This is a genomic window from Desulfallas thermosapovorans DSM 6562 (assembly GCF_008124625.1).
GTDB classification, from domain to species: Bacteria; Bacillota; Desulfotomaculia; order Desulfotomaculales; family Desulfallaceae; genus Sporotomaculum; species Sporotomaculum thermosapovorans.
Window position 1 is genome coordinate 71,329 of the sequence record NZ_VNHM01000007.1, and the last position, 21,864, is coordinate 93,192.

At 52.5% G+C, this 21,864-nt stretch carries 24 protein-coding genes; 1 reads left to right on the plus strand and 23 read right to left on the minus strand.

What is annotated here, in order from left to right; genetic code table 11:
* Positions 1 to 19: 19 nt before the first annotated feature.
* The 22 genes from plsY to LX24_RS07635 all read right to left on the minus strand — a co-directional run bounded on the left by plsY (position 20) and on the right by LX24_RS07635 (position 19,617).
* Positions 20 to 610, minus strand: coding sequence for a glycerol-3-phosphate 1-O-acyltransferase PlsY (gene plsY, locus LX24_RS07530; RefSeq protein WP_166511532.1), 591 nt, complete (start codon positions 608 to 610; stop codon positions 20 to 22).
* Between the two features lie 11 nt (positions 611 to 621).
* Complete coding sequence (der, locus tag LX24_RS07535; RefSeq protein WP_166511533.1) at positions 622 to 1,932, minus strand: ribosome biogenesis GTPase Der; 1,311 nt, start codon at positions 1,930 to 1,932, stop codon at positions 622 to 624.
* A 94-nt stretch (positions 1,933 to 2,026) separates the two neighbouring features.
* A complete protein-coding gene (locus tag LX24_RS07540) occupies positions 2,027 to 3,325 on the minus strand; it encodes a DUF512 domain-containing protein (RefSeq protein WP_341473559.1) in 1,299 nt (432 codons plus the stop codon).
* A 102-nt stretch (positions 3,326 to 3,427) separates the two neighbouring features.
* Positions 3,428 to 3,853, minus strand: coding sequence for a DUF3189 family protein (locus LX24_RS07545; RefSeq protein ID WP_166511535.1), 426 nt, complete (start codon positions 3,851 to 3,853; stop codon positions 3,428 to 3,430).
* Between the two features lies 1 nt (position 3,854).
* Complete coding sequence (locus LX24_RS07550; protein ID WP_243131664.1) at positions 3,855 to 4,319, minus strand: DUF3189 family protein; 465 nt, start codon at positions 4,317 to 4,319, stop codon at positions 3,855 to 3,857.
* A 5-nt stretch (positions 4,320 to 4,324) separates the two neighbouring features.
* A complete protein-coding gene (locus LX24_RS07555) occupies positions 4,325 to 4,513 on the minus strand; it encodes a capping complex subunit for YIEGIA (RefSeq protein WP_166511537.1) in 189 nt (62 codons plus the stop codon).
* An 85-nt stretch (positions 4,514 to 4,598) separates the two neighbouring features.
* Positions 4,599 to 5,477 (minus strand): YIEGIA family protein, encoded by an 879-nt coding sequence (locus LX24_RS07560; RefSeq protein WP_207706559.1) that lies wholly within the window; start codon positions 5,475 to 5,477, stop codon positions 4,599 to 4,601.
* A gap of 208 nt (positions 5,478 to 5,685) precedes the next feature.
* Positions 5,686 to 6,969 carry a stage II sporulation protein P gene (gene spoIIP / locus LX24_RS07565; RefSeq protein ID WP_166511538.1) on the minus strand — a complete coding sequence of 428 codons (1,284 nt, stop codon included), beginning with the start codon at positions 6,967 to 6,969 and terminating at the stop codon, positions 5,686 to 5,688.
* Positions 6,966 to 7,709 (minus strand): DUF1614 domain-containing protein, encoded by a 744-nt coding sequence (locus LX24_RS07570; RefSeq protein ID WP_166511539.1) that lies wholly within the window; start codon positions 7,707 to 7,709, stop codon positions 6,966 to 6,968. The genes spoIIP and LX24_RS07570 overlap by 4 nt, the downstream gene beginning before the upstream one ends.
* A gap of 271 nt (positions 7,710 to 7,980) precedes the next feature.
* Complete coding sequence (locus tag LX24_RS07575; protein ID WP_166511540.1) at positions 7,981 to 10,065, minus strand: bifunctional 4-hydroxy-3-methylbut-2-enyl diphosphate reductase/30S ribosomal protein S1; 2,085 nt, start codon at positions 10,063 to 10,065, stop codon at positions 7,981 to 7,983.
* Positions 10,066 to 10,114: 49 nt separating this feature from the next.
* A complete protein-coding gene (locus tag LX24_RS07580) occupies positions 10,115 to 10,705 on the minus strand; it encodes a lysophospholipid acyltransferase family protein (protein WP_166511541.1) in 591 nt (196 codons plus the stop codon).
* Positions 10,705 to 11,382, minus strand: a complete 678-nt coding sequence (cmk, locus tag LX24_RS07585) for a (d)CMP kinase (protein WP_166511542.1) — start codon at positions 11,380 to 11,382, stop codon at positions 10,705 to 10,707. The genes LX24_RS07580 and cmk overlap by 1 nt, the downstream gene beginning before the upstream one ends.
* A gap of 111 nt (positions 11,383 to 11,493) precedes the next feature.
* A complete protein-coding gene (gene aroA / locus LX24_RS07590; RefSeq protein ID WP_166511543.1) occupies positions 11,494 to 12,780 on the minus strand; it encodes a 3-phosphoshikimate 1-carboxyvinyltransferase in 1,287 nt (428 codons plus the stop codon).
* 111 nt (positions 12,781 to 12,891) lie between these two features.
* Entirely contained in the window at positions 12,892 to 13,983 is a 1,092-nt protein-coding gene (locus tag LX24_RS07595) for a prephenate dehydrogenase (RefSeq protein WP_166511544.1), read from the minus strand.
* Positions 13,977 to 15,005 (minus strand): 3-deoxy-7-phosphoheptulonate synthase, encoded by a 1,029-nt coding sequence (gene aroF, locus LX24_RS07600; protein ID WP_166511545.1) that lies wholly within the window; start codon positions 15,003 to 15,005, stop codon positions 13,977 to 13,979. The genes LX24_RS07595 and aroF overlap by 7 nt, the downstream gene beginning before the upstream one ends.
* 609 nt (positions 15,006 to 15,614) lie before the next feature.
* Complete coding sequence (gene aroH / locus LX24_RS07605; RefSeq protein ID WP_166511546.1) at positions 15,615 to 15,971, minus strand: chorismate mutase; 357 nt, start codon at positions 15,969 to 15,971, stop codon at positions 15,615 to 15,617.
* 16 nt (positions 15,972 to 15,987) lie between these two features.
* Positions 15,988 to 16,407: a HutP family protein gene (locus LX24_RS07610; protein ID WP_166511547.1), complete on the minus strand. Its 420-nt coding sequence runs from the start codon at positions 16,405 to 16,407 to the stop codon at positions 15,988 to 15,990.
* Between the two features lie 22 nt (positions 16,408 to 16,429).
* A complete protein-coding gene (locus LX24_RS07615) occupies positions 16,430 to 16,903 on the minus strand; it encodes a hypothetical protein (RefSeq protein ID WP_166511548.1) in 474 nt (157 codons plus the stop codon).
* 52 nt (positions 16,904 to 16,955) lie between these two features.
* A complete protein-coding gene (locus LX24_RS07620; RefSeq protein ID WP_166511628.1) occupies positions 16,956 to 17,396 on the minus strand; it encodes a hypothetical protein in 441 nt (146 codons plus the stop codon).
* A 298-nt stretch (positions 17,397 to 17,694) separates the two neighbouring features.
* Complete coding sequence (locus LX24_RS07625; RefSeq protein WP_166511549.1) at positions 17,695 to 18,420, minus strand: pseudouridine synthase; 726 nt, start codon at positions 18,418 to 18,420, stop codon at positions 17,695 to 17,697.
* Between the two features lie 60 nt (positions 18,421 to 18,480).
* Positions 18,481 to 19,020, minus strand: coding sequence for a spore maturation protein (locus tag LX24_RS07630; RefSeq protein ID WP_166511550.1), 540 nt, complete (start codon positions 19,018 to 19,020; stop codon positions 18,481 to 18,483).
* Between the two features lie 6 nt (positions 19,021 to 19,026).
* Positions 19,027 to 19,617 (minus strand): nucleoside recognition domain-containing protein, encoded by a 591-nt coding sequence (locus tag LX24_RS07635; RefSeq protein WP_166511551.1) that lies wholly within the window; start codon positions 19,615 to 19,617, stop codon positions 19,027 to 19,029.
* A gap of 281 nt (positions 19,618 to 19,898) precedes the next feature.
* On the opposite strand from LX24_RS07635, the gene LX24_RS07640 reads away from it, so the two are divergent.
* Positions 19,899 to 21,191, plus strand: coding sequence for an FAD-dependent oxidoreductase (locus tag LX24_RS07640; protein ID WP_207706555.1), 1,293 nt, complete (start codon positions 19,899 to 19,901; stop codon positions 21,189 to 21,191).
* A 195-nt stretch (positions 21,192 to 21,386) separates the two neighbouring features.
* Here LX24_RS07640 and ytfJ read toward each other — a convergent pair whose 3' ends face one another.
* A complete protein-coding gene (gene ytfJ / locus LX24_RS07645) occupies positions 21,387 to 21,788 on the minus strand; it encodes a GerW family sporulation protein (protein ID WP_166511552.1) in 402 nt (133 codons plus the stop codon).
* Positions 21,789 to 21,864 lie beyond the last annotated feature (76 nt).

Below are 21,864 nucleotides of genomic sequence, written 5' to 3' on the forward strand. Positions count from 1 at the left end.
CCTGCTGCTTATAGATGTATTACCGTTTTTTACCCTTTCCCACTTTGAATTCCGTGCCTGATAATATCCTTTGTATATTGGAACGGTGCTTGTAAATAACAAATACCATTAATATGATCCCAAAGATAATATATAACGTATCCATACCCCAAAAGGCCATGGCCGCAGGCACTGTAATGGCCGCCATGATGGAACTCAAGGATACATAACGGCTTATGCCCAGGGTGGTCAAAAGCACCACCCCTGCGGCCAGGGTAACCGCAGGGGAAATGGCCAGCACCACTCCGGCACCGGTGGCAACAATTTTACCACCTTTAAAACGTAAGAATATTGACCAGCTGTGGCCGCATAACGCGCCAAAGGCAGCCAGCAGCTCGGTTTCCACACCACCGAAGTGGCGACCGATAAGAACAGCGGCAACTCCCTTGGCCATGTCCATCACCAGCACAAAAAGGCCATAAACGGGACCCAGATTGCGCCATACATTGGTGGTGCCGATGTTGCCGCTGCCATGCTCCATAATGTTAATTCCCCTGGTCCTGGCTACCAGCACCCCCACCGGTATTGAACCAATCAGGTAGCTAATCACAACAGCAAGCAATGTGTTCATGTTTCCACTCCTTATCTTTTGCGCATGACCAGCTTAATGGGAGTGCCCTCAAAGCCATATGCCGAGCGCAGCCGGTTTTCAATATAACGCAGATAAGAGAAATGCATTAATTCGGGTTCATTGACAAATAAAATAAAGGTGGGCGGTTTTACCCCCGCCTGGGTGGCATAAAAGATTTTTAAGTGCCTGCCCTTGTCCTGGGGAGGTGCATTGTGCAGCACAGCCTCCCGCAGCAACTGGTTCAAGTCGGCGGTGGCAATGCGCATGTTTTGCTGCTCGCTGACGTAATCCACCAGTTCCAGCACCCGGTGCACCCGCTGCCGGGTCAAGGCGCTGACGAATAATACCGGGGCATACTGCATAAAGCCCAGCCCCTCCCGCAAATTTTCAATATAGCGGTTGGCTGTGCGACCGTCTTTTTCGATTAAATCCCACTTGTTGACTACCAAAATTGCAGCCCGGCCCTTTTCATGGGCATAACCGGCAATCCTTTTGTCCTGATCGGTTAATTGTTCCACCGCGTCAATGAGCATTAATACTATATCACTGCGGTCCACGGCCCGCAGTGAGCGAATAACACTGTATCTTTCGGTGGACTGGCCGATTTTACTGCGCCGCCTGATCCCTGCGGTATCGATAATGGAATATTTATTGCCACCCCGGGTAATGTATGAATCAATGGCATCCCTGGTGGTGCCGGGGATGTTGCTGACAATGACCCTTTCCTCTCCCAGTATGGCATTGACCAGTGATGATTTGCCCACGTTGGGGCGGCCAATGACGGCAATCTTTATTACATCATCTTCATTTTCCTCTTCTTCCACCGGGGGCAGTTCCTTCACCAGCCTGTCCAGCAAATCTCCGGTGTTTAAGCCCTCGGCGGCTGAAACGGGCAATGGCTCGCCCAGACCCAGGCGGTAAAAATCATATAATTCATGGGCTTTATCGAAATGCTCCACTTTATTGGCCACCAGAATCACTGGTTTCTCCGAGCGACGCAGAACCCGGGCCACATCCTCATCGGTGCCGGTTAAACCGGCCCGGGCATCCACCACAAAAAGAACCAGGTCAGCCTCCTCAATGGCTAGTTCCGCCTGTTTGCGGATATGCGATACTATTTCATCATCGTCCCGGTAATCAAGCCCGCCGGTATCCACCAAAGTAAACCAGCGGTTGTTCCACTCGGCATCCTGGTATAAACGGTCTCGGGTAACACCGGGTACTCCTTCCACTATGGCCACCCGACCGCCCACTATGCGGTTGAACAGGGTTGATTTACCTACATTGGGACGTCCCACTATAGCTACGATTGGCTTAGCCACAAAAAAGCACACCTCTCCTCAAAGGGGTAATAGCTGCAACTAATAGTGCATTCGCTCCGATGGTGCCGGGTGTTGACGGCACCAAGGGCTTTGTTCACTGGCGCAACCCCAATGCACACACCAATTCCTCCGGGCCGTCCACCGGGCTAACCTGCACGTTTAGGCGGGAGGAAATCTCACCCGGGGTAATATCATCTAAAAAAACCTGATCACCGTCCCGCAGCATAACGCCGGGAATGAACAGCCGGTCACCCAAATCACGACCCGCCAGGCCTTGCAGTAAATCCTGGCCGGTAAGCAAACCGGCCACAGTTACAGTTTTACCGAAAAACCTGTTTTCCAAAACGTGCAAATCCAAATGCAGCCCGGCAATCCGGTTTAGTTCGGCTACCACCGGTGCCAGCACAGGTCCGGCCAGGGTGCCGGTAACCAGCGAGTAATGCACCGGTGTGTCCAGGCGCCGGGGTAAATTATCGGCCAGCTGCTGCCATTCATCCAAAAAAAGGCGCACCAGCCCCACTCCGTTTTCGGTTTGGGGAAAACCGCCGTAATCCTCCGCCGCTGGAACGGGCTCCCCGGCAAGCAGGTAAAACTCGTCGCTGGCGAAAACCAGCGGGTATTGATACCCGGTCATAAAAACCTTTTGCCACCGCTGCACTTCCTGCAGCACTGCCCGGGCTTTTTGCCGGTCATAGGTGCTCAAGTTATAAAGCCCCCGGCGGCTGGTGGTGAGCCCCACGGGAACCACCGCCAGGGATCGCACCGCCGGCCAAAGCTCGCCCAGATCACCGATGGTACGATTCAGCTCCGGCCCGTCATTGATACCGGGGCAAAGCACTACCTGGGTGTGCATCTCAATGCCGGCTTCAGCCAGGTATCGTAACTGGCCCATGATTTGACCGGCCCGGGGGTTGCCCATGATTTCCCGGCGCAAAGCCGGGTTAGTGGTATGTACAGAAATATACAGCGGGCTCATGCGCATTTGGGCTATCCGTTCAAGTTCGGCTGCGCCCACATTGGTCAGGGTGATGAAATTGCCCTGAACGAAGGAAAGCCGGTAGTCATCGTCTTTAATATACAGCGTCCGCCGCATTTCCCCGGGCATTTGATCCACAAAGCAAAATATGCATTTGTTTCCGCACCGGCGGGTGGCTCCCCAACCACCGTTCCGGAAGGCAAGACCCAGGGATTCATCATAATCTTTTTCTATTTCCAGCAGCCAGTGCTCACCGTTATACTTTTGCACCAGCAACTGCACATTTTCATCAGCGGTTAAATATTGATAATCAAGAATATCTTTTATTTCCCGGCCATTGACCTGCAAAAGCACATCCCCGGGCTGGATTCCCAGCTCGCCGGCTATACTGTTTTCGACCACGGATGTAATTATCAAGCCCCGGTCCCTCATGGGGACACTCCCCTCATGTAACATTCTTGTTACATTATCCGATAGCTGCCATATTTAGTCAAGGTAAAAGCGGAATTTCCATTACTTCTAACCCCCGGACACCAATTCCCGGTAGATATTGACCACATGACGATGTATCAAAAGCATGCCCGTTTTCCGAAAACCGGGTATCGCGGCCAACCAGGTGCCAACTTTGACCCCAAAAGTTTTACGACACTTAATTTGCACCAGCTCATAATTATCAATACACATGATGGCCAAAAAACTTTTTATCGCCCGCCGCACCATATCACCATTACCCTGGGACCACAGGGCCAGACAGCTTTCCCCTTCCCCGCTATCGCCCAGGTGATATACCGTGGCATCCCCCCGCCCCATACCGGTACGGGCCAGTACCCGGGCCAATTCCTGTGGTTCGGGCGGGCGGTGGACGGGTAGTGTACCACTGCGGGCGGCGGCCGCTATTGCTGCATAGGGAAATCCGGTATCATTAAAGAATATCAGTCTTTTCACTTTATCGCTTCTCCCCCGCTTTCACCCGGAGCACCAGATTGGTAATTTTTCTAAAGGCATTGATGGTTCCCCAGGTAACCAGCGGGCGCCCTGGGTAAATCCATTTAAACCGGCGCGACATAAAGCCGCCCAGCCGCATACTAAAGTTTACCTTGTACATTACATTGACCAGTTTGTATTGATTGGGTGGTATATCAAAATGCCGGGCTAATCCGTGGATGATGTTTTCCAATACGTGCGGGGAACCTCGCTGGCCAACGAAGTAAATTTCATTTCCCTGTTCGTCCACCCCCATCAGGGTTATATTACCGTGATCTTTACTGTCCCTGGCATCAAAAAAAGGGATGGCCAGCAACTCCTCGGCCCGGGGTTTTCGGTCAGAGGGCAGCATACCCAGGTGAAATGCGGCGGCTGTGACGGATGAATGGGTACCTCCGAAACAATGATAGATAATTTTCAAAGCCATCACCCTTATTGCCGGACTATAAAATAGACACCGTTTTCCAGATCATGCACCATAGCGTCCAGTGTTTTGGCCAAATACAGTGCAGTTTTTTCTTTTTCTTCTTCGCTGTCAGCAATAAATATGGGCACGGCACCGGCAACTTTATCTTTATCAGTGGTGACTACGGCCAGTATATCCTTTACTTCTTCCCCCAAACAGTCCACCCCCCAGTGTTATATTGTTTGTTATGCCCTGCCAACCTTTAAGATTTTCTCTTTAAATTACGGGCAGTGTAAACCATTAATCGGCGGCAATGCGCCCGGCCTGAGTTCTAAGGGGTCTTGCCCGGGCGCTTTCCAGCACCGGTGTCCTTTTGACAGCCAAGATAAGCGATTCCATGTCCTTTTCAATGGGCATGATATACAATGCCGCTGCACCGGTATCGGGGTTTTTACGTACCAGTGGGGTGAATTCGGGTATATCCACTTCTTTTTTACTGCCCATAATCAAAGCTGCGGTATGGGCTATGGCCATACGCTGGCCCATATCATGCAGTGTGGCACGGGCATCATCATCCTTGGGTTTAATCATCACACCCAGCGCCTCCCGTTCTATTTTTTGCCGCATTTGAGGCAATCCCACCGACATGATATCGATTTCGTTCACGCACAAAAGCGAACCTTTAAAGTGTATCTTGGCGGGTATCACCTCGCAAATGTCTCCGATATTCTGGCCGGTCATGAAGGTTCTGCTGAACAACATCAAAAGCAGCGCCATACCCACAGCAGCCCCAATGCCGGCCAGCACCGCCGCAATACTGGTGATGAATGCAGTGGCCATCACCAGATAGTTGCGGGCCTCGAAGGTGCGGGCAATGCCCTCGATATAATCCTTGCCCCGCTTTTCCAACCTGGTTTCCTCCAAGTTTTCCAGGGTCTGCCGCTCAATATTCCGAATTTCCCTAAATTGCTGGGCAGCTAAGGCCAAAAAGGTAAAAGCAGTGTAATCTTTGGTCATGAGGGCGGGCACGGCCACGGCGCCCAGAGCCGAAGCAATGGCACCCATGGAAAGATGGGAAATGTATCCGTGGGGATAGCCGGGATACTGGCGGTAATCCAACCTCAAGAGCAGCATCCGGGTCAAAGTTCCCGCCAGGGTACCGGCCATTATAACAATCATATACTCTTCCAAAACCGGATCACACCTTTCTTCCCATACATCACTTACCATAGACGCCCTTAATATTAAAATGGGCGTATCATTTCGCCTGGCGAGCATGATACGCCCGGTGACCAACACGGGGATGACAAGGAGACGTTATTATTGTCTTATCGAAACCGGGCAGTGCTAAAACCAAGACTAACGAAACGTCCCCGTGTCCTACCCTCTAATCGCTGCGGACGTTGTCACGGTTATCCCTTAATGCATCGTTGGCATCTTCGCTGTAAACCTTGTCCGTTTCATCTCCGGCAAATTGCCTATCATTGTTTTGATTTTTACCGCATTTTTTCCGCACCGGTGCCATAAAACCGGCAAACTCCCTGCCCATATAACCGCTCAGCCGCTTGCGGGCATTCTCCCAATTACCCGAACTGATCAGCAGGAAGGCCCCTCCGCCCAGCACGGCAATGCCGATGATCCAGGCCAGGGTTCTCCAACTGGCCGGTGCGTTTGCCCCGGGACTAACGCCGCCGCCGGCCCCCCCGGCAGTGCCCCCCAGGCCAAGAAGACCTGGAATAGTGTCAGCAAAAAGGGCTGCTCCTTTTTGCGCCTCCTCCTTGGTATTGGTGTGGGTTCCCACCTCAATCAGCATGGCTGTAGACATTAAATCCTGGTTGTAATTCCCTTTAGCAATAAAGATTTCCTTTACCAAACCAGGGTGTACTTTATTGGCATAGGCCATGGCTTTTTTGGCAAATTCCATGTTTGACTGCATTTTGGGGTTCTGTCTGCCCACCACCAGACGCAGTTGGGTGGCGTCCTGGCCGTCAATATTTTTGCTGTAATAATCGGGGTCGGGTATGCCATCCCGGTGCACATCTATTATCGCAACGGGATTTTTCTTCATTAAATCCGCTACGGTACGCCGGGAACGATAATAAGCGTTGCTATCCCGGGGTTCGTGGGGTGTTTTGTCGTGCAGTACATTAATGCCCTTTTCCTTTAATGCAGCGGCCAGGGCATCTCCTACATCATATATACCTCCTTCATAGGGTTTGCTTTCAGTACCGTCGGAGGGCACATAGGATTCCGCGCTGTGGGTGTGATACAAGGCCACGGGCCTTTTATTCCAATCCTGCCGGCCCGCCACAGGGACAGTGATGTTTTCATATTCGTCCATATAGCCCAGCAGTTCCCGGTCCATACCGGCAAACTCGGCCCGGGCATTAAAACCATCCACTTTGTTGACTTTATAGTGTTTCCCGCCGGCGGTAATCAGCTCATCTCCCACCGTAACGGAACGGGACATCTGGCTGATCAGGTTATTACTGCCATCTGTGATTTTATAAACCTGTCCGTCCCGGTGGTCGGCTTCCATGCCCCTGTTCAAAATGTCACCAGGCGACCAGACGGGAGATATACTATGGGATAACGAAAAATAGGCTGCCAGTGAAACCCCCAGCACCAAAAACCCGGCGCCCAGAAGAATTTTCAGCCGCTGTTTTTTCACCGTTGTTCCCCCTCCCTGTTACCCGCGTTATTATCCCCGGGCTCGCCGGGTATTGGCTTACGTAGTGCTTCAACCAACGCATCGGGTCTCCCCTTGGTAGCCGGACCTCCCTGGAGTCTTTCCCGGGTTTCGCCAATTACTTCCGCCAGTAAAACAGCCACTATACCGGCCAGCACGATTCCATCAAAGGCACCGGCCCCCCCGATGGCTACTGTTCCCGCCGGTGCACCGGTATAGACCAACCAGGCTAGATAGGCCAGATCCACCAACATCAGGCCCAGGGTAGCGGCGATAAAAGCGCTGCGCCGGGAACGGCCCGCTATATAGGCCACCAGGCCGCCGATAATGGGGTAAACCCACAGGGCATCAAGGTAACCGAAAAAACGACCGCCCGGTTCCACATCAGCGCGCCCCATCAGGTTACCCACACCGAATATCACGGCGCCGGTGATGAGTGCCGCTATTAACGCCCGGCCCCATTCCCTGGATGTACCCGCCCGGCTTAGCAGATAAACGGCCACGCCCAGGGGCACCAGTGCGCCGCCCGCGTTAACCGATACATCAAAACGACCGGTGCTGATGGGGATATCAATAAAGCTCCCCACCACCAGCAGTACAATAATGCCCAGGGCGGCCCGGTCCGAAAGATGCATTCTGTCCAGCACCCGCTGGGCCAGGCCAAAATAAATCAAAACAGAAACCGCAATTAATACAATGATACCGATGGGTAACTGCGTCATTGCACACCCTCCTTAATATAAAAGCTTATATTTTCGTAAGACTATGCTTCCCCGGAGAAAGGAAAATATGTGTGTTTTGCATAGCTTGGATTAGATATGATAAAGGCTGTTTCAAATTGCAAGCTTTGATGCCTATGCTTTGTGCTGCGTACTGAGTTGGCTTACTGGCGCAAAAAAAAAGAGGCTGTATGCCTCTTTGTAGTCGCTTAGTAAGAGCAGTAAAGTGCTTGTGCAAATATATTTTTACAGGTTATTGACGCGCCAACGGGATCTATTTTCTGTCTTCAAAAATATCGCCCACCAAATCGCCGATGGTTACAGTGCCGCCGTCATTGGACGCCGGTATTTCCTGTTTCCTGGGCTGGTTTTCCTTGGGGCTTGGCTTCGCGGGTTTTTCCCGGTCCACTTCCCTGATGGAAAGGCGGATACGTTTTTCACCGGCATCCACGCTGAGCACCTTGACCCTGATTTCTTCGCCCTCGGATACCACTTCGTCGGGAGTGGCCACATGCCGGTCGGCCAGGTGGGAAATGTGCACCAGGCCTTCCACGCCGGGCTCCAGCTGTACAAAGGCACCGAAGGGGGCCAGGCGTACCACCTTGGCATTAATTATACTGCCCACGGGATATTTTTCTTCAACGTTGTCCCAGGGATTGGGCAGAACCTGTTTCAAGCCCAGGGAGACCTTTTCATTCTCCCGGTCCACCCGGAGCACTTTAACATCCAGTTCATCGCCCACCTGTACCACTTCGGAGGGGTGGTTGATGCGGTACCAGGCCATTTCTGAAATGTGCAGCAGGCCGTCAACACCACCGATATCCACAAAGGCGCCGAAATTGGTTAAACGGCGAACAACACCCTTAACCACCTGGCCTTCTTCCAGGCTGGCCATCAATTCTTCGCGCTTGCGGGCGTATTCTTCTTCCAGGACGGCTTTACGGGAAAGAATAACTTTCCTTCTGGCCCGGTTAAGCTCAATAACCCGGGCTTGTATTTCCATGTTCAAATACTTGCTCAAATCTTCTACATAACCCCTGTCCACCAGTGAGGCAGGCAAAAATGCGCGCACGCCCACATCCACCAGTAAACCGCCCTTGACCACTTCACGAACGGTACCGGAGATCACCTGGCCTTCGTTCATGTTTTCTTCCAGGCGTGCCCATGCTTCCTCGGCATCGGCCTTTTCTTTGGAAAGAATTACGCGGCCTTCATTGTCTTCCGACTTTAAAACGTAAACTTTTATTTCATCGCCCACTTTTACTACATCCTGGGGCGAATCCACACTGAAATTGGACAGTTCTTTTATGGGCACAACCCCTTCCGACTTGGCGCCCACATCCACCAGCACTTCGTCCTGGTTGACCTGAACCACCACGCCGGTGACGATATCGCCGTTTTTGAGGTTCCTGACCTCCACGGCATCCTCCATCTCCTGTTTCATGTCTTCCTGGGGCTCGGCGGCTTCAGTCACCGGTTGCTCCTCAACCTGGTTTTCCATAACTTCTTCTTTGTTGGCTTCTTCAAAATCCATCATTCGACAACAAACCTCCTCTATAATCCAGCCGGGTGTAGATGCGCCTGCCGTAACCCCCACTGTACGGAGTCCTTTCAGCCACGCAAAATCTATTTCTTCGGCTGTTTCTACCCGATACACCGGTTTTCCGGCAGTACGGCAAATTTGCGCCAGCTTGGCGGTATTGGCGCTGTTTTTTCCTCCCAGCACCAGAACGGCATCCACCTGCTGCGCGAGTTCCAGGGCCTCCTTCTGCCTTTCGGCCGTGGCCAGGCAGATGGTATTAAACACTTGCACCCGGCTTCCGCTATCCTTGAATACTTTAACCACAGCGTCAAAGTTGTCCTGCCGCTGGGTTGTTTGGGCCACAATGCCCAGGCTGGGGATTTTCCCCAGCTTTTCTGCCTGGCGGGCATCGGCTACCACTATGGCCCGGTTGCCGGACCAGCCAACGATACCCTGCACTTCCGGGTGTTCAGGATCACCCACCACCACCACGGGTATGTCCTGTTGAACTAGATCACGTACCGTCTGCTGTACCTTGCGTACAAAGGGACAGGTGGCATCCACCAGTTTAAGCCCCTTTTGTTCGGCTCGGTCCAGCACACCGGGCGCCACACCGTGGGAGCGAATAATCACCGTTCCCGGCCCTTTGATTTCATCCACATCGTTAACCGCAGCGATACCCTCCCGGGCCAGCGCCTCAGTAACTTGATTATTGTGAATCAGCGGTCCCAGTGTATACACCGGTCCGGCCCTGTCATGTAAACATTTGCGGGCCATATCCACGGCCCTTTTCACGCCAAAGCAGAAACCCGCTTTGGCGGCAACCTTTACCTTCATCAATTTCACCGCAATTTTATTGAATTATAGATATGTTACCCAACCAACGCTACTTATCGATAACCGCCAGCAAACGGCCTATTTCCGCCATCAACTCCCGGCTGACATACTCCATTTCTTCTCTGGATATTTTTCGCCGGTTTTGGGGAGTAAAATACATTGGTTTACCAAAATTCACCTTGATCTGACCCCAATACCCTTTGGTTCCGCTGACAGCTACCGGCAACAATGGCACACCCCCTTTTAAGGCCAACATGGCGGCACCTAAATGGGGGTTTAACATTTCACCAGTTTTACTGCGGGTACCCTCTGGGAAGATGCCCACCACTTTTCCGGCACCAAGCAACTCCAATGCCCGCCTGATGGACGAGCGGTCGGCACCCTCACGCTGTACGGGGAAGGCACCAAGTTTGGTAATCAAAAAACCAAGCACTGGTATGTTAAATAAATCTGCCTTGGCCATAAAAAAAATTTTTCTGTTCAATGAGCAGCCTATAACCAGTGGGTCCCAGTAACTGATATGGTTGGCTACCACTAACACACCCTGACCCGCCGCTAGCCGCGGATCACCGTAAATCTTCCACTGGCGTGCCACCTTAAGAAATACCCGGCAGATTATTTTGGCCACTCTGTAAAACATTAATTGATCCTCCCTGAAACCCTGGCCGCTATCGTGTCAACCACCTGCTGGGCGGTCATACCGGTACAGTCGATAATCTCAGCGTCACTGGCCGGTTTCAGAGGTGCCAATGCCCTGTGGGAATCTATTTCATCCCGCCGGGCAATATCTTCCAATACTTCCGCATAGGATACTGCAAAACCGCGTTGTATGAGTTCGGCATGTCGCCGCCGGGCACGCTCTTCCACGGAAGCGGTCAGGAAAAATTTCATCTCGGCTTCGGGCAGCACCTGAGTGCCTATGTCCCTGCCTTCCATCACCACACCGCCTGCGGCCCCCAATTCCCTTTGTAGCCGGGTCATTTTTCGCCGCACCCCCGGGACCCGGGACACCAGCGAAACGTTGCGGCTAACCTCCGGGGTTCTAATTTGCTGCGAAACATCAAATCCGTTTAAAAAAATACGCGTATTACCGGTTTCATCAACCTTAAAGGCCAGATCTACCGATTCTGCAATCCGGGTAAGGTTTTTTTCATCACCCATATCTATTTTATCCATTAAGGCCTGTAATGTTACAGCTCTGTACATGGCACCGGTATCTACATATATGTAACCCAGCTTTTCAGCCAGCAGTTTGGCCACGGTACTTTTACCGGCACCGGCAGGGCCGTCAATGGCAATATTTACAAAGCGCCCCATTGTGTTCCTCTCCAAAGAAAACGAATACCCCAATTATTTCGACATGCTGATGGAATATCCTCTTTAATATATAAAAATAAACCTGAAAAAGGTGATTTAGCTCCAGGTTTATTATTGCACACTGATCAAATTTAATGTATCAAAAAATGCCGGGTAGGAAATTCTTACACAATCCGCTTCTTTGATGCGAGTCGTCCCCCGGGCCTGCAAACCGGCTACGGCAGCGGCCATGGCTATACGGTGATCGCCAAAGCTGTCGCACACCGTGCCCGTAAGCTTGCGACCGCCCCGGACGATAAAGCCGTCCTCCCGGCCGGTTATGTTCGCCCCCATCGCACCAAGCAGCTTTACCACAGCATCAATCCGGTCGGTTTCTTTATAACGCAGTTCCGCAGCGTCCCGTACCACAGTTTCCCCTTCCGCCAGCGCCGCAGCTACGGCCAGGGCGGGAAGTTCATCTATCAGATAAGGAATAATGGCACCGCCAATTTTCGCGCCCGTTAAACGCCCGCCGCGCACCCTGATATCACCCACCGGCTCGCCGTTTACCCGGCGTTCATTGAATATTTGCAAATCCGCCCCCATTTGCACCAGAATATCCAGTGCACCGGCCCGGGTGGGGTTAATACCCACATTGCGCACCACCAATTCGGCGCCCGGTACGGTGGCGCCTGCCACCAGCAGAAACACCGCCGAAGACATATCCCCGGGCACGGTGACTTTGCGCCCCCGCAGGTCAGGCCTCCCCCATACCGTTACTCTTTTATCCTCCACCTCCACCCGGGCACCGAAATATTCAAGCATACGCTCGGTGTGATCCCGGGAACGGGCCGGTTCGATGACCGTAGTGGGGCCGTCGGCAAACAAACCGGCCAGCAGTACAGCGGATTTCACCTGGGCGCTGGCCACGGGTGAAGTATATGTAATGGCGCACAGATCGCCGCCGGAAATTGCCATGGGTGCATAGGCATTGCCGCCCCTGGCCGCTATCCGGGCTCCCATGGCGGTCAGGGGCTGGATTACCCGCCGCATGGGACGGCAGCGAAGGGATGCATCGCCGGTAAGTACCGAAAAAAACGGGCAACCGGCCAGTATACCCGCCATCATGCGCATGGTGGTGCCCGAATTGCCCGCATCCAGCACATCCCCGGGTTCCCGCAGCGCATCCAGCCCGCCGCCCCGTACCAGCACCCGGTTTTGATCCATTTTTATGTCCACTCCCAGAGATTGAGCTACTCTGATGGTGGAAAGGCAATCCTCGCCCGTTAAAAAGTTTTCAATTTCAGTTTCCCCCATGGCCAGCGCACCCAGCATAACGGCCCGGTGGGATATGGATTTGTCACCGGGTACCTGCACGTCGCCGCGCAGTGTACGCACCGGATTTATCACAACTTCCATTAGTCATCGCTCCTTTCGCGGTGTCAGGGAGCACGGGGACGGTTCTGCTGCTTCCGAACAGGAAGCATCAGAACCGTCCCCGTGCTCCCCCTTTGTTTGCCGGTTGGCCCGCTAAACTTTGCGGCGGCACTTTATCCCCCTGGCCTGGAACAATTCCATGGCCCGGTCTTGTTCGTCCGGGGTGGCAAAACCAATCCTGATGGTGCCTCCGTATCCTTCTCTGGCACGCAGTATTTCTATTTCGGCTATGTTAATGCCCGCCTCACCCAGCATCCCGGCCAGCCCGGCAATAACGCCGGGACGGTCCGGGACTGTCACAACCAATTCATAAATATAGGGCAGATATCCTTTGGGCTTTACGGGTAGCTTTTTTCTGATGGCACTGGTTTCGGATAATATTTGCATCAACTTTTCGGCATCTTGCCGGCGCAGGGCGGATTCCAGCTCATCCATGGCACCGCGCAGGTGTTCCAGGGTCTGCAAAACCTGCCGGCGGTTGGATAAAAATATATCCCGCCACATGGGAGGGCTGCCGGCGGCAATCCGGGTGGTATCCCGGAATCCCCCGGCCGCCAGGGCCATGGCCTTATCTCCGATGGACATACCGGCCACGGCCGCCACCAGTGATACCGCCATGAAATGGGGCAGGTGGCTGATGGCCGCCGTAATCAAATCATGCTCTTCCGGCGTCATCTCCATCACCACTGCGCCCGTGGCCTGCACCAACCGGCGCACAGTTTCCAGGGCGTCATTATTGGTTTGGGCCGTGGGGGTCAGCAAGTAAAAGGCATTTTCGAAGAGAAAGGGGTCGGCTCCGCTGAATCCCGCAGTCTCGGCACCGGTCATGGGATGCCCGCCCACAAACCGGTCACCGATAAGTGCCTCGGCCTGCTGAACTACACTTTTTTTGGTGCTGCCCACATCGGTTATCACAGCGCCAGGTTTTAAAAAGGGTTTCATGCTTTTTAGCAATTCCTGTGTAGTTCCCACCGGAGCGGCCAGAATAACCAGCTCCGCACCGGTCACGGCGTCGGGAAGCGCGGCGGCCTGGTGAATAGCCCCTGCCGCCAGAGCCATGTCCAGGTTTTCCCTGTTTACGTCCACACCGCGGATATGTCCCACCAATTGCCGCTCACTCATGGCCAGCCCCAGGGAGCCGCCTATCAAACCCACGCCAATAATGGCGCAGCTTTTTATCAGCATGACAATTGCCCCATTTTCTTACCCATCAAACTGGCAAAACCGCCAAGTTCCTGCATCAGCGCCCGGAAATTAGCCGGGTTTAAAGATTGGGGCCCGTCGCAAAGGGCCTCCGCCGGGTTGGGGTGCATCTCCACCAGCAGGCCGTCCGCCCCCGCTGCAATGGCAGCCCGGGACATGGGGGCCACGAAACGCCATTTACCGATGGCATGGCTGGGGTCAACGATCACCGGCAGGTGACTTAAATATTTAATCACGGGCACGGCGGTCAAGTCCAGGGTATTCCGGGTGTAATCATCAAAGGTTCGTATGCCCCGTTCGCAAAGAATCACGTCCCGGTTGCCTTCGGCCAGTATATACTCGGCGGCCAACAGCCATTCCTCTATGGTGGCCGAGGCACCGCGTTTCAATAAAACCGGTTTACCGGCCCGGGCCACCTCCCGCAGCAAAAAGAAATTTTGCATATTACGGGTGCCGATTTGCAGTATATCAGCATACCGGGCCACCAATTCCACCGAACGGGGGTCCATTACCTCGGTAACTATACACAGGCCGGTACGCTCCCGGGCTTCGGCCAGCATTTCCAGGCCCTGTTCTTCCAGACCCTGGAATGAATAGGGCGAAGTGCGGGGTTTGAAGGCACCGCCCCGCAGCAGGGTGGCCCCGGCTTCCTTGACGATTTGGGCCGCCTCCAGCAGTTGATCCCTGCTTTCCACAGCACAGGGACCAGCCATTACGTGTACAGTGTCCCCGCCTATGGTAAGCCCCCCCACTTTGATCACGGTGGGTTCATCCTTATAGGCCCGGCTGGCCATTTTGTACGGCTGCAGTATTGGCACCACCTTCTCTACGCCCGGCATCGCCTCCAGGGATAAATCCTTGAGCCTGGTCTTATCGCCGATGGCCCCGATGATGGTTCTTTCCACACCCCGGGAAAGGTGAATCTGAAAACCAGCGTTTTCCAGCTTCTTTAATATGTTATCTATGTCATGATCAACAGCATTGTGATTCATCACAACTATCATAATCAAGCCCTCCAGTAAGCAGTAACTTTAATACTACCGGCAAGGAACCGCTCACATAACCATTGGTACCCAGTGTTGAAACGGTACCTATCAAGGCAGCAAGGGCTGAGAGTCCGGTTCCATGCAATAATAAGACACCATAGTTGGCCAAGCCAGCGCAATAATTCGAGATGATTATTGTGCGGGCTTTTAGAACAGACTCGTCAAATACAGTTTTGCCGGAGTACCGGGTTCACAGGTTAGTTTGGTTTAGTATATGAGGAATAAGTTATATTACACATCAATATAGCCGCCATAACCCCCAAAATGCAAAAAACTCCCCAGGGGAGTGATTTATGTTTTCATTGTAACATCGCCCCCTACCGTACTACCGTATTCATCAGTGGTCACCGGCGAGCGAATATAACAGTCGGAATAATATTGCGATCATAAAACTGTTTAATTTATAAAGAAATTGTTAGAAAACTGCTACATTCACCGGTCACAATCACCAATTGTCCTGTCTAACCATCCTACTATTTAACCAACCATGCTACCGTGCCATTATATTAACACTTTTTTCCGCCCAGTGCAACACACGGCTGCAAAACAGCCGGCCGCCCGTTACAATTAAACTAAATCTGGACGAAGACGGGCAGCGCCGCCGAGGTAAACATGTTTTATGTCGTCCTGACCCGCACTGGTGTTAACCAGCATCAATACTCTGATGCATTGGCTGAGGCTGCCGGGAACGTCAATCTCCGGTGAGCATAACATGGGTACCCGGTCAAAGCCCGCCATTTTCCTCACCGCAGCGGCCGGAAAGGCTGCGTTCAAATCGCTGGTGACGGTGAACAGCATACTTGCTATATCCTCTGTGCAAACGTTGTTTGCAGCCAGCATAGCACCGACAAGCTTTTGGGCAGCCTCGCCGATATCCTTTTCTGTGTTTGCATCAACCGTTATGGCACCTCTGATACCGCGCATTATTTCACCCCGCCAGTTATGAGGATACTGCCCGGTGACCCAGTCCTATGGCCACCTCATCAAGATGTAAAAGACCCACACCAAAGAAAACGGCGACGCTGATATGGTCCCGGTGCCTGGCGATACCTATTTTGCCGCCCACATTCAGGCCCAGTGCCTTGGGCATAACTTGGGAAACAGCCTCTCGGGTGGCCCCGGCCACGGCACCCTCATCGGCATGTACTTCGCGTATAACTCCCTCCCGCTTGGCCGCCACCACGGAACGCTCGGTTATTTTATTTACCGATGCTATAAAATCTCCTCCGTGGTCTACGGCTGCCGTTTTTATACCTATTTTGGCATAAGCCGCCTTGAGCTCCCTTTCCTGTTCCCGGTTATCTGTAAGGGCCATTTTTATTGCGGCCCGGGCCACTTCCTTGCTGCCAACCGGCACCATGTCCCAACACCTCCACTTTTGATTAACGACTGTCCCGGGTGGATTTATCTACCTCAACTGTTCCTATTGTCTTGGTAGTACCGTGCACTTCTATAATGGTGCCCGGTGACGGCCTGGTTACGTTGCCATAGGTTTCAATGATTTTAAAAGAAGCGGGGTGCTCATAAAAGCAGGCATCAATGGCCAGTTCATCACCGTGGGTTACGGGTACAGTCACATAACGGTGCTTAAAATAACCCTTTTTTTCACCGTTTACTAGCACCGCTGCTTTGGGTAACGAGGTATAATCCAGCAGTTGAATGGTTACCAGGTGATTGAGGTCGGTCCGGACGAAGCCATCCTGATCCATAATACTCTCGTCTGCTTTACCGATCACCTGTAGCGCAGGGTCGTTGGTAAACCACTGCACGGCGACCAGCATTACCGCACACATCACCACTACCCGCAAGAGCCAGCGCTCCAGCTTTGCACCCCAGAAAAAAAAGTCTTTTCGCACGGCAAATCACCTTCTTTTTTGATCATGATATATGCCGCGCGGTTAACGATTATTATCGTGAGTTATATTTTCTTTCCAGGTGAGCGAGATGATTTTTCATTTCCGCACCCACTCTAAATAAAAAACGCTCCAGGTCATAACGGGACATTACCAGGCGACCCGGTTCAATAACTTCAATTTTGCGAAAATCCTCCCGGGCGATAAAACGGAGCAAATCCTCTATATTTTCGGCTGTTATAGAAAGGATCACGGGCGCGTAAGCCACCTCGGCCTCGCTTAAGTCATCCCAAACGGTGTAAACTTCGATACTCATGTCAATATCTTCTATATGTATGCCCTGAACGGGCACGTTTCTAAACAGCGCCACCTGCTGTTCCCGAACCTCTTCGGCGGCCTTGTCCACAGGTTTGCCGCCGAAAAGAAATCGACCGGGCCGGCCCTGACCTTTAAAATCCAACCGAATTTTTACCTTTATTTCCACGTCCGGGTTCAATTCTGTCACTTATAATTGCACCTCCGAGCGGAGTTCACAGTTTTAGTTTTATTTTTTAGGCATAATTCTACCATAATACCGGAATTTCCTTCCGCCGAAAGGCTTTGTTTAACAAATTTGCTTAAAGAGGTTGTTCTAATGGTCTGCGCGGGATCCACCAACGGTCTCCCTGTAATGCCGGCCTTTGCGGTACTCACACAGGTGCCAGGTGTTGAAAGGTTGAAAGAAATTCTTTCAGTCTTTTAACACCTGGCACCAAAGCTATAAAAGCTGATTTTACGAACAAACTCTTTAGCCGTTATGTAGTCAGCCTGGCCGCCTTCATTAACATCTTCACTTCCCGGGTTGTTAAATGGCGGTAACGCCCCGGCTGAAGGTCGCCTATTTTCAGTGGTCCGATACTGACCCGTCTCAAGGAAAGCACCGGGTGGCCGATATGCTGGCACATGCGCCGTACCTGCCTGTTTCTGCCTTCGTGAATGGTAATTTCCAGCAGCGCACTGTGTCCTTTATTTTTAAGCATCCTTACTTTAGCCGGGGATGTAGGACCGTCCTGCAGCACCACTCCCCGGGCCAGTTCAGCCAGTTTACCCGCCCCGGGCACCCCCTGCACCAGTGCCTGGTAGGTTTTGGGTATCTCGTGCCGCGGGTGGGTCAGGGCATAGGTCAGTTCACCGTCATTGGTGAGCAGCAGCAGTCCTTCGCTATCATAATCGAGCCGGCCCGCCGGGTAAACCCTTTGCTTGATACCGCCCAACAAATCGGTTACCTTGCGGCGTCCCCGGGGATCGCTCACAGTGCTTACATATCCGGTGGGTTTGTTTAACAGTAGATAAACTTTTTTTTCGGGCCTGCGCACCGGCCTGCCGTCCACCTCCACCCGGTCCCGCAGGGGATCTATTTTAAGCCCGGGTACAGTGACAAGCTTACCGTTCACCCTCACTTTACCCTGGGCGATTAATTCTTCACTGCCACGCCGGGAGGCTACTCCGGATCGAGCCATAAATTTGTGCAACCGCTCCAAATCATGTTCACCTCACCAGCATTTTACCACGTTTGATATGAAAATAAAAAGTTTACGTTATTATGCGGGTCCAAATAGCTTATGGGCCACATACACCGAGGCCACCAGGGTGGTAAAGTCAGCAGAAAGACCGGAAATTATTGAATAACGGTATTTGGAAATACCCACCGAACCAAAATATAGTGTTAGAACATAAAAAGTAGTGTCCGAGCTGCCCTGCATAGTGGAGACCAGGCGACCAATAAAACTGTCGGGACCGTGGGTTTTAATAATGTCGGTGGCTATGCCCAGGGAGGCGCCACCTGAAAGGGGGCGCATAATAGCATGGGGGAGTACTTCGGCGGGAAAGCCCACCCGGTTTAACACCGGGGATAAAATCCCCACCACCATGTCCAGTGCCCCGGAAGCCCTGAAAATACTGATGGCCACCAGCATGGCCACCAAAAAGGGTATGGTTTTAATGGCCGTGGCAAACCCGTCCTCCGCCCCTTCAACAAATTTTTCAAATACATTTACACCCCGGATCATGGCTATCAGGGGAACCAGCAGCAGCACCACGGGAATAGCCCAGCGGGAAAGATCGGATACAACGCCAAACAACTACAATCACCTCCCCCGGTAATACAGATACCGCATTAAACGATCCATGAAAACAGCCACAGTCATGCCGGCCGCGGTGGCAAAAATGGTGGTGCCCACTATCTCGGTGGGATCCGCCGAACCATATATTAACCGGATGCCGATGATGGTGGTGGGAATAAGGGTGATGCATGAGGTATTCAGAGCCAGAAATGTACACATGGCGTCAGTGGCCTCCTTGGGGTCACCCCGGTTTAATTTTTGCAGCTCTTGCATGGCGATCAGCCCCATGGGTGTGGAAGCGTTACCCAGCCCCAGTATGTTGGCGCTCAGGTTCATGACTATGGCCCCCATGGCCGGGTGGTCTTTGGGCACGCTGGGGAATAAAAAGCGAGTAATGGGCTGCACCAGGCGGGACAGCACCCGCACCAGACCGGCGGCCTCAGCAAGTTTCATAATACCCAGCCAGAAGGTAATGATGGCGATAAGGTCAATGGCTGTTTTAACCGCCACCTGCGCACCTTCCAGGGCCGCCTTGGTAACCACCTCCACATGCCCGTTGACGGCCGCCACCAGCACTCCGATAACCATCATGCCCAACCAGATATAATTGACCATGTTCTTTCCCTCCGCCATACGATGTTTTAAGGATAAATAAAAGTTCCCTTACAACAAAAAGTATGATCGGGTTGTCCCAAATATGAAAAATATTCCCGGAGAGGATAATAATGACGCCACTTCACATCTTAACAGCAGCCGTAGTTATATAGTCGCCATCGGGTTGTTAAGATGGCCGCAATGACCGGCACGGAGTAGCAAAAGCAAAGTCCATGAAACTTTTTTATGCTTACGGAATATGATGTTGGCAAAGGTGCTTTACCCTCGAAAGGGGATGGATAATGCGAGCGATTATTGTGGGAGGCGGCTGGGCCGGGTGTGCAGCCGCGTATGCAGCTAAAAAAGCCGGTATCGAGGTTATACTGCTGGAAAAAACAGATATGCTGCTGGGCACCGGCCTGGTGGGCGGCATTATGTGCAATAACGGGCGGTTTACCGCACTGGAGGAGGCCCGCGCTCTGGGTGGGGCTGACTTTATATCGTTAATTGAATCTGTGTTCAGACACCGGTTTGTTGATTTTCCCGGACACCGTCACGCCATGCTCTACGATGTTACTAGAATCGAACCGGTGGTGCGTGATTTTTTAATCCGGTGCGGCGTTGACATAAAACTGCAGACCCGAATGACCGAAGTTTTTGCCAGTGATGGTTACATAAACGGCATCGTAACGGCCCGTGACGAAATGATGCGCGGTGATGTTTTTATAGATACCACCGGGTCGGCCGGGCCGGCTAAAAACTGCACCCGTTTCGGCAGCGGATGCGCCATGTGCATATTGCGCTGCCCCAGTTTCGGGCCGCGGGTTAGTTTAACGGCCAGGGCAGGTTTGCCCGAAATCAAGGCCGGGGAGGGGTTTGCTCATTTTGAGGCTATGAGCGGCTCCTGCAAACTGGATAAAAGCTCGTTGGACGCCAGCCTGGTGCAGCGGTTGGAACGGGACGGGTTACTGGTTATTCCCCTGCCGCCGTCAATGTACAAGGATGAATTGCTGGGTGGCAAGGCCTGCCAGCAATATGCCCTAACAGAATACGCCAGGAACCTGGTTATACTGGATACCGGGCATGCCAAGCTTATGACACCATTTTTCCCGCTGGAGAAACTGCGTACGCTGGCGGGCTTTGCCAACGCCCGATATGCGGACCCCTATTCCGGTGGCCGGGGGAACTCTGTACGCTTTATGGCCATGTGCCACTGCAACGATGCCCTGCAGGTGGACGGTGTAAAAAATTTGTTCTGTGCCGGTGAAAAAACAGGCCCGCTGGTGGGGCACACCGAAGCAATTGTCACCGGTTTCATTGCAGGACACAACGCAGTGCGGCTGCTGGCCGGTCTGGACCCGCTGGTATTAACGGATGACCTGGCCGCGGGGGATATCATCGCTTATATGCACCGGGAAATTAAAAAACCCGCAGGATTAACCAAAAAATACACCTTCTCGGGTTCGGTATATTTTGAAAGAATGCAAAAAAGAGGCCTGTACAGCACCGATGCCCCGGAAATACATCACCGGGTACGCCGGGCGGGGCTGGAGCAATTGTTTGCAAAAAGGCTGGTATTATTACAAAAAAAATAAAAAACTGGTGCCGGGCGCTGAAAGCTTGTAAGATTAGCAGTCTTACAACCTTTCAACGCCCGGCACCAAAGCTTATCTTTTCGGACAACTTATTAAGCATAAGGAATTTTAAATTACAGAATGCTAATGCAGTTTAATGTATGACGGGAGTTATCCCGCTTTTCTTATGTCAGCTGCACAATAGTTTAATAAAGTTTAAGCCTGACCCCTATTGAGCAAGCTTTGGATTTGGTTGAATACATAGGGGGCCAAATCGATGAGCCTGTCCACCGTGGCATTGCCGTCCACCGGGATCAAACGCACCTGGCCGTTGCCCGCCACCAGAAACCCCACGGGTTTTACAGAAACACCGGCGCCGCTGCCACCGCCGAAGCCGGGCATTTGCCCTTCACCGTCCTGGCCTTTTTCACCACCGCCATAATCAAACTCACCACCGCCCGCACCAAAACCACAGGCTACTCTGGAGATGGGTATTATTACACTGCCGTCGGGGGTTTCCACCGGGTCACCCACCACGGTATTTACGTCCACCATTTCCTTTATACTTTCCATTGCTGTTTTCATAAGCCCCTCGATGGGGTGTACTTGTTCAGGCATATTAACCAGCTCCTTGCCATGTATGCTAAAGACTATTGAATAATTTACCCTTAATTTCCCCCTTTATACATGGGAA

Bases quoted from the DNA above. Each gene is read 5' to 3' on its own strand.
- plsY (WP_166511532.1), bottom strand. From the start codon at position 610: ATGAACACATTGCTTGCTGTTGTGATTAGCTACCTGATTGGTTCAATA.
- LX24_RS07550 (WP_243131664.1), bottom strand. From the start codon at position 4,319: ATGGCTTTGAAAATTATCTATCATTGTTTCGGAGGTACCCATTCATCC.
- LX24_RS07560 (WP_207706559.1), bottom strand. From the start codon at position 5,477: ATGATTGTTATAATGGCCGGTACCCTGGCGGGAACTTTGACCCGGATG.
- LX24_RS07570 (WP_166511539.1), bottom strand. From the start codon at position 7,709: ATGACGCAGTTACCCATCGGTATCATTGTATTAATTGCGGTTTCTGTT.
- LX24_RS07575 (WP_166511540.1), bottom strand. From the start codon at position 10,065: ATGAAGGTAAAGGTTGCCGCCAAAGCGGGTTTCTGCTTTGGCGTGAAA.
- LX24_RS07580 (WP_166511541.1), bottom strand. From the start codon at position 10,705: ATGTTTTACAGAGTGGCCAAAATAATCTGCCGGGTATTTCTTAAGGTG.
- cmk (WP_166511542.1), bottom strand. From the start codon at position 11,382: ATGGGGCGCTTTGTAAATATTGCCATTGACGGCCCTGCCGGTGCCGGT.
- aroA (WP_166511543.1), bottom strand. From the start codon at position 12,780: ATGGAAGTTGTGATAAATCCGGTGCGTACACTGCGCGGCGACGTGCAG.
- LX24_RS07595 (WP_166511544.1), bottom strand. From the start codon at position 13,983: ATGCTGATAAAAAGCTGCGCCATTATTGGCGTGGGTTTGATAGGCGGC.
- aroF (WP_166511545.1), bottom strand. From the start codon at position 15,005: ATGATAGTTGTGATGAATCACAATGCTGTTGATCATGACATAGATAAC.
- aroH (WP_166511546.1), bottom strand. From the start codon at position 15,971: ATGCGCGGTATCAGAGGTGCCATAACGGTTGATGCAAACACAGAAAAG.
- LX24_RS07610 (WP_166511547.1), bottom strand. From the start codon at position 16,407: ATGGTGCCGGTTGGCAGCAAGGAAGTGGCCCGGGCCGCAATAAAAATG.
- LX24_RS07635 (WP_166511551.1), bottom strand. From the start codon at position 19,617: ATGGTCAATTATATCTGGTTGGGCATGATGGTTATCGGAGTGCTGGTG.
- LX24_RS07640 (WP_207706555.1), top strand. From the start codon at position 19,899: ATGCGAGCGATTATTGTGGGAGGCGGCTGGGCCGGGTGTGCAGCCGCG.
- ytfJ (WP_166511552.1), bottom strand. From the start codon at position 21,788: ATGCCTGAACAAGTACACCCCATCGAGGGGCTTATGAAAACAGCAATG.